Origin of the sequence: Pseudogemmobacter blasticus (assembly GCF_003071405.1) — a bacterium.
Classification (GTDB): domain Bacteria; phylum Pseudomonadota; class Alphaproteobacteria; order Rhodobacterales; family Rhodobacteraceae; genus Pseudogemmobacter; species Pseudogemmobacter blasticus.
Genome location: NZ_CP020470.1, coordinates 322,857 through 334,520, shown reverse-complemented (window position 1 = coordinate 334,520; position 11,664 = coordinate 322,857). Strand labels below are relative to the sequence as shown.

Annotated in this window: 8 protein-coding genes and 2 tRNA genes; 4 read left to right on the top strand and 6 right to left on the bottom strand. The window is 64.2% G+C overall.

Going from position 1 to position 11,664, the window contains the following annotated elements:
- Positions 1-55 precede the first annotated feature (55 nt).
- A complete protein-coding gene (locus tag B6K69_RS01655; protein WP_108642548.1) occupies positions 56-643 on the top strand; it encodes a 3'-5' exonuclease in 588 nt (195 codons plus the stop codon).
- Positions 644-671: 28 nt separating this feature from the next.
- Here B6K69_RS01655 and B6K69_RS01650 read toward each other — a convergent pair.
- From B6K69_RS01650 to tgt, 6 genes are all read right to left on the bottom strand, one after another.
- Positions 672-747: transfer RNA gene (locus tag B6K69_RS01650), tRNA-Val, on the bottom strand.
- Positions 748-1,117: 370 nt separating this feature from the next.
- A tRNA-Val gene (locus B6K69_RS01645) sits at positions 1,118-1,192 on the bottom strand.
- Between the two features lie 13 nt (positions 1,193-1,205).
- The gene (locus B6K69_RS01640) at positions 1,206-1,625 is read right to left on the bottom strand and encodes an HU family DNA-binding protein (RefSeq protein ID WP_107672814.1); all 420 of its coding nucleotides are present in this window, start codon (positions 1,623-1,625) and stop codon (positions 1,206-1,208) included.
- 159 nt (positions 1,626-1,784) lie between these two features.
- Positions 1,785-4,193, bottom strand: coding sequence for an endopeptidase La (lon, locus tag B6K69_RS01635; RefSeq protein ID WP_108642547.1), 2,409 nt, complete (start codon positions 4,191-4,193; stop codon positions 1,785-1,787).
- A 202-nt stretch (positions 4,194-4,395) separates the two neighbouring features.
- Positions 4,396-4,953, bottom strand: coding sequence for a hypothetical protein (locus B6K69_RS01630; protein WP_123876511.1), 558 nt, complete (start codon positions 4,951-4,953; stop codon positions 4,396-4,398).
- Between the two features lie 149 nt (positions 4,954-5,102).
- Positions 5,103-6,233, bottom strand: a complete 1,131-nt coding sequence (gene tgt, locus B6K69_RS01620; protein ID WP_108644723.1) for a tRNA guanosine(34) transglycosylase Tgt — start codon at positions 6,231-6,233, stop codon at positions 5,103-5,105.
- Positions 6,234-6,397: 164 nt separating this feature from the next.
- Between tgt and B6K69_RS01615 the strand changes: the two genes are divergently transcribed.
- From B6K69_RS01615 to B6K69_RS01605, 3 genes are read left to right on the top strand one after another with little or no spacing between them, the layout of a single operon-like run.
- A complete protein-coding gene (locus B6K69_RS01615; RefSeq protein WP_107672817.1) occupies positions 6,398-7,009 on the top strand; it encodes a TetR/AcrR family transcriptional regulator in 612 nt (203 codons plus the stop codon).
- A 5-nt stretch (positions 7,010-7,014) separates the two neighbouring features.
- Complete coding sequence (locus B6K69_RS01610; RefSeq protein WP_108642544.1) at positions 7,015-8,211, top strand: efflux RND transporter periplasmic adaptor subunit; 1,197 nt, start codon at positions 7,015-7,017, stop codon at positions 8,209-8,211.
- 13 nt (positions 8,212-8,224) lie between these two features.
- On the top strand, positions 8,225-11,548 hold the full coding sequence (locus tag B6K69_RS01605) for an efflux RND transporter permease subunit (RefSeq protein ID WP_108642543.1): 3,324 nt from the start codon (positions 8,225-8,227) through the stop codon (positions 11,546-11,548).
- The last annotated feature ends 116 nt before the right edge of the window (positions 11,549-11,664 follow it).

The following is an 11,664-nucleotide window of genomic DNA, read 5'->3' as shown; positions in this document are numbered from 1 at the left end:
GGCTTGATCCCGGAACGGGCGGTGTCTAGGGTGCGCCATCGCAGAAAGGCCGCCGATGCCCCCCGTTTCAGACGCCCAGCCGTCGCTGCCCCAGGGCCCTTATCGTTTTGTCGCGCTGGATGTCGAAACCGCAAACGGCGATGCCGCAAGCATCTGCCAGATCGGCATCGCCTGCGTCACCGGGGACGACCGGATTGATGGCTGGTGCACCTATGTGAACCCCCGTGCGCCCTTTTCCCCGTTCAACACCCAGCTTCACGGCATCGGCCCGAACCATGTGCGCAATGCGCCGGACTTTGCCACGGTGATCGGCTGGCTGGCCCCATTGCTGGCGCGGCAGCCGGTGATCCAGCACAGCAGCTTTGACCGCCGGGCGATTCAGGGCGCCTGTGCCCTGTTGGGCCGCGAGGCCCCGCCCTGGCAATGGGGCGACAGTGTGCGGATCGCCCGCCGCGCCTGGCCCGAATTTACGGGCAATGGCGGCCATGGGCTGGCGCATCTGAAACAGCGGCTTGATCTGTGTTTCGACCATCATGACGCCGGCGAAGATGCGCGCGCCGCAGCCCTGGTGGTTCTGAAGGCCGAAAGGCACACCGGCGAAAGCTGCGACAGGTTTTTCGGATGGATGCGCGCTGAGGCGTAACAGCGGCGCGTCATTCGATGCCGCGAAATGGTGGGTGGTGAGGGACTCGAACCCCCGACATTCTCGGTGTAAACGAGACGCTCTACCAACTGAGCTAACCACCCGCGACGGTCCGTTTAACGGGGCGCAGCGCCGGACGCAAGCATGGCGCCGGAACATTGCGGGTGCGGCGTCAGGGCGAATGGACGGGCCGGCTACGGCGGTGTCATGCTGCCCGACATGGCGCGAAGGCCAAGCAGAACGCGGATCATCGTGGAAACCCTTGTGGTGGCCGCGATCTTCATCATCGTGCATCTGCCTATCTACCCGCCCTATGGCGAAAAGCCCGCAAGGACGCCGGCATCCGCCGAAGCCTGTGGCGCAAGCCTGGCCACACCCTGCCCTCCGCCCCCTAACCCGGACTGACCGAAGCCGGCATGACAGAGTGGCACAAAGACAAAGGCGCCCCCGGACAGGAGGCGCCTTTGAAAATAATGGTGGGCGATAACGGATTTGAACCGCTGACATCTTCGATGTGAACGAAGCGCTCTACCGCTGAGCTAATCGCCCGATGGGGCGGCTTTTAGCTATCCTCGCCGTCGTCCGCAAGAGCATCATTGTCATTGTTTTCGCGCTTCTTGTGCGGTCCGCGACGGATCTTCAGCGTCAGATGCGACGCGCCGTCCTTTTCAACCGTGCGCGCCACGCGCGAACGGCCGAATCCGGGCAGGTTCAGCTCTTCGCTGCGGCCAAGCGCATCGCCAAGCGCGGCAAGCGTTGCCTCGACAACGGCCTTCACGTCCTTTTTCTTGACGCCGGTTGCCTCTGTCACCTGGTCAACCAGACCCTTGATGCGAAGGCTGGGGCCGCGCACACGGACGACAGGCGTATCATCGACCTTTTTCGCCGCAGCCGCGGTTGCAGCAGGCTTGGCTGCGGGCTTGGCACGCACCGGCTTGGCCGCAGCTTTGGCAGCGGCTGGTTTCTTGGTGGTCGGAGCCATACTTCAGGAATCCTTTGCACATACAGATGCCGCGAAGACTACCTCTGTCGTGCAGGCGACGCCACCAGTTTAAGGCGGCATCCGCAGGCCTTGGGAAAAAATGAAAAGATGTGCCGGTTTCCCCGGCACATCTTCACCTTACAGTAAGATCGGCTTGCGCTAATGCGCGGTCTGCCCTGCCGCCCCTTCGGCCGCCTTCATGCGCGCCGCAGCCGCAGCCTCTTCGGCCACCTCATCCCACTCCACCGGCTCGGGCTGACGGACCAGAACCTGAGCCAGCACTTCGCGCACATGGCTGACGGGAATGATCTTGAGCCCTTCCTTCACGTTTGCGGGAATCTCGGCCAGATCCTTCTCGTTCTCTTCGGGAATGAAGACGGTCTTGATCCCGCCGCGCAGCGCGGCCAGCAGCTTTTCCTTCAACCCACCGATGGCCATGGCATTGCCACGCAGCGACACTTCGCCGGTCATGGCAATGTCCTTGCGCACCGGGATGCCGGTGATCACCGAAACGATCGACGTCACCATGGCAAGACCGGCCGACGGGCCATCCTTGGGCGTCGCGCCATCGGGGACGTGGACGTGAATGTCCATCGTCTCGAACTTGGGCGGCTTGACGCCAAGCTGCGGGCTGACCGAGCGGACATAGCTGGAGGCCGCCTCGATCGATTCCTTCATCACGTCGCCCAGCTTGCCGGTGGTCTTCATCCGGCCCTTGCCCGGGAGCTTCAGTGCCTCGATCTGCAGAAGATCGCCGCCGACGCTGGTCCAGGCCAGCCCGGTGACCACACCGATCTGGTCCTCCTTCTCGGCAAGACCATAGCGATAGCGCTGGACGCCAAGGTATTCCTCGGCCTTCTCGGGCGTCACCGTGACGGTCTTTTCCTTGCCTTTCAGGATCTCGGTCACCGCCTTGCGGGCCAGCTTGGCGATTTCACGCTCCAGGTTCCGCACCCCCGCCTCGCGGGTGTAATAGCGGATGACATGGGTCAGCGCCTCGTCCGTGACCGAGAACTCGCCCTTCTTCAACCCGTTGGCCTTGATCTGCTTGGTCAGCAGGTGCTGGCGGGCGATCTCGCGCTTTTCGTCCTCGGTGTAGCCGGCAAGCGGGATGATCTCCATCCGGTCCAGAAGCGGGCCCGGCATGTTGTAGCTGTTGGCCGTGGTGATGAACATCACGTTCGACAGGTCGTATTCCACCTCAAGATAGTGGTCGACGAAGGTGTTGTTCTGTTCCGGGTCCAGCACCTCAAGCAGGGCACTGGCCGGGTCGCCACGGAAATCCTGCCCCATCTTGTCGATTTCATCGAGCAGGATCAGCGGGTTGTTGGTCTTGGCCTTCTTCAGCGACTGAATGATCTTGCCGGGCATGGAACCGATGTAGGTCCGCCGGTGGCCGCGGATTTCGGATTCGTCCCGCACACCGCCCAGGCTGATGCGGATGAATTCGCGCCCCGTGGCCTTGGCGACAGACCGGCCAAGCGAGGTTTTCCCCACGCCGGGCGGGCCGACAAGGCACAGGATCGGTCCCTTGAGCTTGGTCGAACGGGCCTGCACGGCCAGATATTCGACGATGCGTTCCTTGACCTTTTCAAGACCGTAGTGATCGGTATCCAGCACCGCCTGCGCGGCGGTCAGGTCTTTCTTCATGCGGCTCTTGACGCCCCAAGGCACGCCCAGAAGCCAGTCAAGGTAGTTGCGAACCACGGTCGCCTCGGCCGACATCGGCGACATCGACTTCAGCTTCTTGACCTCGGCCTCGGCCTTCTCGCGGGCTTCCTTGGAAAGCGCGGTCTTGCGAATCCGCTCTTCCAGCTCGGCCACTTCATTCTGGCCGTCCTCGCCATCACCCAGCTCGCGCTGGATCGCCTTCATCTGTTCGTTCAGATAGTATTCGCGCTGCGTCTTCTCCATCTGGGTCTTGACGCGGCTCTTGATCTTCTTCTCGACCTGCAGGACCGACAGTTCGCCCTGCATCTGGCCGAAAACCTTTTCCAGACGCTCGGCCACGTTCAGCGTTTCCAGGATTTCCTGCTTCAGCGCCACGTCGATGCCCAGATGACCGGCCACAAGGTCGGCCAGCCGCGCGGGCTCGCGGGTTTCGGCAACCGCGGCAAGCGCCTCTTCGGGGATGTTCTTCTTGACCTTGGCGTAGCGTTCGAATTCCTCGCCCACAGCGCGCAGCAGCGCCTCGACGCTGGTCTTGTCGCCGGCGGTTTCTTCAAGCCGCTCGGCGCTGGCTTCGAAATAGGCCGGGTTGTCGATGAATTCGGTGATGCGCACGCGCACCTTGCCCTCGACCAGCACTTTCACCGTGCCATCGGGCAGTTTCAGCAGTTGCAGCACATTGGCCAGAACCCCGGTGCGATAGATGCCGTCCGAGGACGGATCGTCGATCGTCGGGTCGATCTGGCTGGACAGCAGGATCTGCTTGTCGTCCTGCATGACCTCTTCCAACGCGCGCACCGATTTCTCGCGGCCGACGAACAGCGGAACGATCATGTGGGGGAACACCACGATGTCACGCAGCGGCAGCACGGGGTAGCTGGAAGACAGGGATTCGTTCATTATCTATCCTTCGCTTTCGGCAGAAATGCCCGGCCCCGATCATCGGCAGCCACACATTCTCCAACGGATCTGGTCCACAAACTTGTTCCTACCGGCCCAAGAGTTCAAGGGCCAGCATGGTGTGCGCAATGCGTTTATTCATCGCTTTTGCGCGATCCCTTGGGGCGGGCCTGACTTTCGGCAGACCGCCTCTCCCCACATCTCAACCGGCGCGGCCGGCTTTGCGGATGCGCTCCAGCTCTTTCTCGATCACCTGCCGGCAGGTCGGACACACGCCGTAGTCAACAACTTCGGGATGCCGCAACCCGGTTTCGAACGGGTCCACCCACCCGTCCGTGCGGCGAAGGAAGCCGCAGAAGCTGCACTTGCAGTCCCAGGCGCCCTTTTCCCACCGCCAGCCGGGCCCCACCGCCGGAAGCGACCGCGCATCGCGCAGATCATGCGTCACCATCAGCCGGTCATGCCGCATAGGGGTGACGGTCATCCGCATGTCCCGCCGCTGCTCGGGGCTGTCGCAGCGGTATTCCATGCGAAAGCTGCGCTTGGTTTCCTGCACATCGTTCAGGATGTCCGCCATCACTTCTTGCGCTTCGGCGCCGGCGACATGGTCCATCAGATTACTGCCAAGAACCCGCGACGCCCGTGCCGGTCCACCAAGGTTTTCTGCGGCAAAATCATCCCAGTCGCCGCCGACCCACAGCAGGCGATACGCGCTGTCGAGCACATAAAATACTTGTTGAAACTTGACGATAGCGGCCACCCTCGGACGAAACCCGGTATGGCCGGGCTGTTTTCCGAGAAAGGGTAGAACGGGGAAAAGGGATTTCCAGAGTTGCCGGCGAAGTTTTTGAAACGGCTTGGAAAGCGCCGGAAATGCCTGCCTTCGGGGGGGCAGAAACGGGCGGCAGACTACAGCGGGGGAATGTCGCCCTCGGCCCGGCGGGCATGGAATTCCGCAACGAAGGCGGCCAGCCGCCCGGCGTCGATGGCATCGCGCAGGCCCTGCATCAACTGCTGGTAATAATGCAGGTTGTGCCAGGTCAGCAGCATCGAGGCGATGATCTCCTGCGCCTTGAACACATGGTGCAGATAGGCGCGCGAATAGCTGCGGCAGGCCGGACAGGTGCAACCTTCGTCCAGCGGGCGGGGATCGTCCTGGTGGCGGGCATTCTTGATGTTGACCTGGCCGCGCGGCGTCCAGGCCTGCCCGGTGCGCCCTGATCGCGACGGCAGCACACAATCCATCATGTCGATGCCGCGTTCAACCGCCCCGACAATGTCATCGGGCTTGCCCACCCCCATCAGGTAGCGGGGGCGGTCCTCGGGCAGGAAGCCGGGGGCGTAGTCCAGCACGCCGAACATCGCCTCCTGCCCCTCGCCCACGGCAAGGCCGCCGACGGCATAGCCGTCAAAGCCGATGGCTTTCAGCGCCGTCGCCGATTCCTCGCGCAGGTCGCGGTTGACGCCGCCCTGCATGATGCCGAACAGCGCATGGCCGGGCCGGTCGCCAAAGGCATCGCGCGACCGCTGTGCCCACCGCATCGACAGCCGCATGGATTTCGCCACCGCCTCATCGGTCGCCGGCAGCGCGGGACATTCGTCGAAACACATGACGATGTCGCTGCCCAGCAGCCGCTGGATTTCCATGCTGCGTTCGGGCGACAGGTGATGTTTCGATCCGTCCACATGGCTGCGGAAGGTCACACCGTCCTCGGTCAGCTTGCGCAGGTCTGCCAGGCTCATCACCTGGAAGCCGCCGCTGTCGGTCAGGATCGGACGCTCCCAGTTCATGAAGCGGTGCAGTCCGCCCAGCCGGGCGATGCGTTCGGCGGTGGGGCGCAGCATCAGATGATAGGTATTGCCCAGCAGAATGTCGGCGCCGGTGGCGCGCACGCTTTCGGGCAGCATGGCCTTGACGGTGCCTGCCGTGCCGACCGGCATGAAGGCCGGGGTGCGCACTTCGCCCCGCGGGGTCGAAATCACGCCGCTGCGGGCCCGGCCATCGCGCGCTTTGACCGTGAATCCGAACCGTTCCGTCATCGTCTTCCCCTGCTGAGCCGGCAAGGTCATGCGCGAAATCACGGCATTTGCCAAGGGCACGTCGCTTGCGCGCCTTTTGGCCCGGCAGGACACTTGACGTTTTGATTGGCTCCGATATGTCAATGAATGAACGTTCATTCCCTTGCCGGATACCTTCCCCACCCATGAATACGCTTGCCACCCTGCCCCAGGCCAATGATGCCCGCAGCGCCGAGATTCTGGCGCGCATCCGGGGTGCCTTTGCCGAAAAGGGTTTCGACGGCGCCTCGATGCAGGATCTGGCCCGCGCGGCCGGGATGAGCGTTGGTAACTTCTATCGCTACTTCCCGTCCAAGGACGCCATCGTCGCCGCAATGGTGGCCTTCGACATGGAAGAGATGCGCCGCGAGCTTGACGAGATTCACCGCTCTCCGGCGCCGATGGCGGCCATCCGCGCCAAGATCGTGACCAAGCTGGGGGAAGGCTGCCCGTCCGAGAATGGGCACCTCTGGGCCGAAATCAGCGCCGCCGCACAACGCAAGGGCGAAATCGCCCAGATCTGCGGTGGGTTGGAAGACATGGTGGCCGAGAACCTGCTGAAGATCTTTGCCCGCGTGACCGGCCTTGCCCCCGAAACCACCCGGGCGCGCTTTGGCGCCCATGCCCGTTTCGTGGTGATGATGGTGAAGGCTGCGGAAACGCGGAATCCTTCCGCAAAAGACCCCGACCTTGATGCCCTGATCCTGCGCAGCATTGACGCCACGCTGAACGAAATCACCGCAAGCACCGGACCCTGAACGCCATGCGCCTTCGCCCCCACGCCTTTGTTGCCGCCCTTGCCGCCGCTGCGCTGTCCTCGGCCCTGCCGGTTCGGGCCGAGACCGGCCCCGCAGACTCGGCAGCGGAGGCCGCCACCGAAATCAGCCTGCCAGCCATCACCGTTTCGACCGCGGCATCGCGCCGGATGTCGGACAGGATCATCGCATCCGGTCTGGTCGCCCCCATCGAGGAAGTGAATGTCCAGCCGTTGATCGAAGGCCAGCCGATCCAGTCGCTTCTGGCCGATGTCGGCGATGATGTGGCCGCCGGCCAGGTTCTGGCGCAGCTTTCAACCTCGACGCTGGAACTGCAACGCGCGCAGGCGATCGCCGGGGCGGCTTCGGCCAAGGCCACCATCGCGCAGGCCGAAGCGCAGCTTCTGGATGCTGAATCCTCCGCCGCCGAAGCCCAGCGGGTGGCCGACCGGACGCGCAAGCTGCATGAACAGGGCTCTGCCAGCCAGGCCGCGCTGGACACCGCCAATGCGACAGCGGTTTCGGCCACAGCGCGGGTCACCGTGGCGCGGCAATCGCTGGAAGCCGCCCGCGCGCAACTGGCGCTGACCGAGGCGCAGCTTGCAAATGTGGAACTGCAACTGACGCGCACCGATGTGAAGGCCCCCTACGCGGGCCGCGTCACCGCCCGCAACGCCACCATCGGCGCCATCGCCACCGCCGCGGGCCTGCCGATGTTCGTGCTGGAACGCGACGGCGCGCTGGAACTGCGCGTCGATGTGGCCGAGGCCGATCTGCTGCGGCTGAAGCCGGGCCAGCGTGCCAACCTGCGCGCGGCCGGCCTGTCCGTGCCGCTCAGCGGCACGGTGCGGCTGGTCGAGCCGTCGATTGACGCCACCACCCGGCTGGGCCGGGCGCGTCTGGCTGTCGATGCCCCGGCCAACCTGCGCGCCGGAATGTTCCTTGAGGCCGAGATCCTTGTCGCCGAGCATGACGCGCTGGCGGTGCCGGTCACCGCCGTCGGGTCGGAAGACGGCGCCTCGACGGTGATGCGGGTCAAGGACGGCACGGTCGAGCGGGTGATCGTCGAGACCGGCATCCGCGACGGCGGCTTCGTGGAAATCCTCTCGGGCCTTGGCGACGGTGACACGGTCGTCACCAAGGCGGGGTCTTTCGTGCGCAGCGGCGACCGGATCACCCCGGTCGACGCCCCGGCAACCAACTGAGGAGCGGCCCGCGATGAACTTCTCCGCCTGGGCGATCCGAAATCCGGTCGCGCCGCTGCTGGCCTTCTTCATGCTCCTGATCCTGGGCCTGCAATCGTTTCAGGCGCTGCCGATCACCCGTTTCCCGAACATCGACTTCCCGCTTGTCTCGGTCACCATCACCCAGTCTGGTGCCGCCCCGGCCGAACTGGAAACCCAGGTGACGAAAGAGGTCGAAGATGCGGTCTCCGGCATCACCGGGGTCAAGAACGTGGTTTCGAACATCTCGGACGGGGTTTCGACCACGCTGATCGAATTCCGCATGGAAAAGTCGACGGATGAGGCGGTTCAGGACACCAAGGACGCCATCGACCAGATCCTTGGCGATCTGCCCGCCGATGCCGATACGCCGATCGTCACCAAGATCGACGTGGAAGGTCAGGCGATCATGACCTTCGCCGTCACCGCACCCGCGATGACCTTTGAAGAGCTGAGCTGGTATGTCGATGACACCGTCACCCGCGCCCTGCAATCGAAACAGGGCATCGGCCGCATCAGCCGCTATGGCGGGGCCGACCGCGAGGTGCAGGTGCTGCTTGACCCGGTGAAGCTGGGCAGTTTCGGTCTGACGGCGCAGGCCGTGTCGGGGCAGTTGCGCGCCACCAACACCAACCTTGGCGCGGGCCGGGCCGAACTGGGCGAAGGCGAACAGGCGATCCGCCTGCTGGGCGATGCGCAGGATGTGGACCGGCTGTCGGCCACCACCATCGCCACGCCCTCGGGCCGCCATGTCAAACTGTCGGACCTGGGCCGGATCGTCGACACCTATGAAGAACTGCGGTCCTTCGCCAAGGTGAACGGCGAACAGGTGGTGGTCTTCGCAGTCTATCGGGCCAAAGGCGCCTCGGAAGTGTCGGTTGCTGAAACGGTCAACAAGACCATTGACGAGCTGAAGGCGCAAAGCCCCGGCGTGGGCTTCAAGCTGGTGGACGAGACGGTCTTCTACACCTACGGCAATTATGAAAGCGCGCTGAACACGCTGGTCGAAGGGTCGCTTCTGGCGGTTCTGGTGGTGCTGGCCTTCCTGCGCAACTGGCGGGCCACGCTGATTTCCGCCATTGCGCTGCCGCTGTCGGCCATTCCCACCTTCTGGGTGATGGACCTGATCGGGTTCTCGCTGAACCTGGTTTCCTTCCTGGCGCTGACGCTGGCCACGGGGATTCTGGTCGATGATGCCATCGTGGAAATCGAGAACATCACCCGGCACATCCGCATGGGAAAAACGCCCTATCGCGCGGCCATAGATGCGGCGGATGAAATCGGGCTGGCGGTGATCGCCACCACATCAACCATCATCGCGGTTTTCGTGCCGGTCAGCTTCATGGCCGGGATTCCGGGTCAGTATTTCCGGCAGTTCGGCCTGACGGTCGCCATTTCGGTGATGTTCTCGCTGTTAGTGGCGCGGCTGATCACGCCGATGATGGCAGCATATCTGATGCGGGCCAAGGATGCCGGCACCGAACATGCCCACCGTGACGGGCCCTTCATGCGCGGCTATCTGCGCGCCGTGCGGGCCGCGACCGGAACCTGGCGGATTTCGCGCAAGGTTTCCTTCGGCCGCTATTACCTGACGCTGCTGGGCGCGCTGGTCGTGGTGGTGATCTCGGTCATGGCGATGATGCGGGTGCCCGGCAGCTTCATGCCGCCGGAAGACGTGAGCCGCGTCTCGATCTCGGTCGAACTGCCACCCGGATCGACCCTGGACGAGACCGACCGCACCACCCAGGCCATGGTGGACAGCATCAGGGATATGGAGGGGATCGAGAACATCTTTGTCCTTGGCGGCGCCTCGCCCAAAGGCGACCGTGACATCCGCCGCGCCTCGATCACGGTGACCCTGGTCAAGATCGACCATTCCCTTCTGCTGAAACTGTCGCAACTGGGCCGAAAGATCCCCGTGCTGGGGGCCCTGGTGCCCGAGGTCGAAAACAAGGGCCGCAGTGTGCCGCAGAACGTGATCGAGGCCGAAATCTTCCGCCGTCTGGCCGCCGTGCCCGATGTGCGCGTGGTCAAGCTGAATGACCGCGGCGAACGCGACATTTCCTATTCCGTACTGGCCGCCAACGAGGCCGACCTGAACGGCGCGGTCAAGGCGCTGGAAGAGGCGCTGCGCGGCGATCCGAAACTGGCCAATGTCGCCAGTGAAGGCGCCCTGCCCCGCCCGGAAATCCAGATCACGCCCCGCAAGGACGAAGCCGCGCGGCTGGGTGTCACCACCTCGGACATTGCCGCCGTGGTGCGGGTGGCCACCATTGGCGACGTGGATGCGGCGCTACCGAAGATCTCCATCGACAACCGGCTGATCCCGGTGCGGGTGCGGCTGGCGGATTCCTCGCGCGAGGATCTGACGCGGATTTCCAGCCTCAAGGTCACCACCGCGACCGGGGCGCAGGTGCCGCTGTCGGCGGTGGCCGACATCCGCATCGCCGAAGGGCCCAGCACCATTGAACGGCTGAACAAGGAACGCCGCGCCACCCTGGGCGCGAACCTTCCCGTGGGTGTGGCCCTGGGGGAAGCCTCGGCCCGATTCAAGGAAATCGCCGATGCAACCAGACTGCCCCCGACCGCACGGCTCAAGGAATCCGGCGATGCCGAAATCCAGCAGGAACTGAACTCCAGTTTCGTCAAGGCCATGGTCCTGGGCATGATGCTGATGCTGACCGTGCTGATCCTGCTGTTCGGGTCGGTCATCCAGCCCTTCACCATCCTGTTCTCACTGCCGCTGGCCATCGGCGGGGTGGCCATCGCGCTGCTGTCCACCGGGTCGGCGCTGTCGATGCCGGTGCTGATCGGCCTGCTGATGCTGATGGGGATCGTGTCGAAGAACGCCATCCTGATCATCGACTTCGCCATCGAAATGCGCCGCCGCGGGTTTGACCGCTATCAGGCCGTGGTCGAGGCCGGGCACAAGCGGGCACAGCCCGTGGTGATGACCTCGATCGCCATGTCGGCGGGGATGCTGCCCTCGGCTCTTGGCGTGGGTGAAGGCGGCGCCTTCCGCGCACCGATGGCCACGGCGGTGATCGGCGGCATCATCGTCTCAACGGTGCTCAGCCTTGTCATCGTGCCGGCGTTCTATCTGGTGATGGACGACATCAGCCGGGTGCTGGGTCTGGTGTTCCGCCGCCTTGTCGGCAGCAAGGAAGAAGAACCGGACTCGCCTGCCCCCGACGTTCTGGCCGACCGCATCGCCCGCAACCGTGAAGAGATGGACCGGCTGGGCAACCGGCTGGCGGCGGTCGAGGATCGTCTTGGCGGCGCCCCCCGCTCCGGCACCACCCTGCATGTCGCGGAATAGACGCGGCCAACAGCCCAGACTTCGCCCGGAGTTTTCAAAACTCCGGTGCGGAGCCTTTGAAAGCTCCGGCCCGATTTCTTGCAAGAAATCGGGCTTGGGGCTGAAACCTTGGTGGT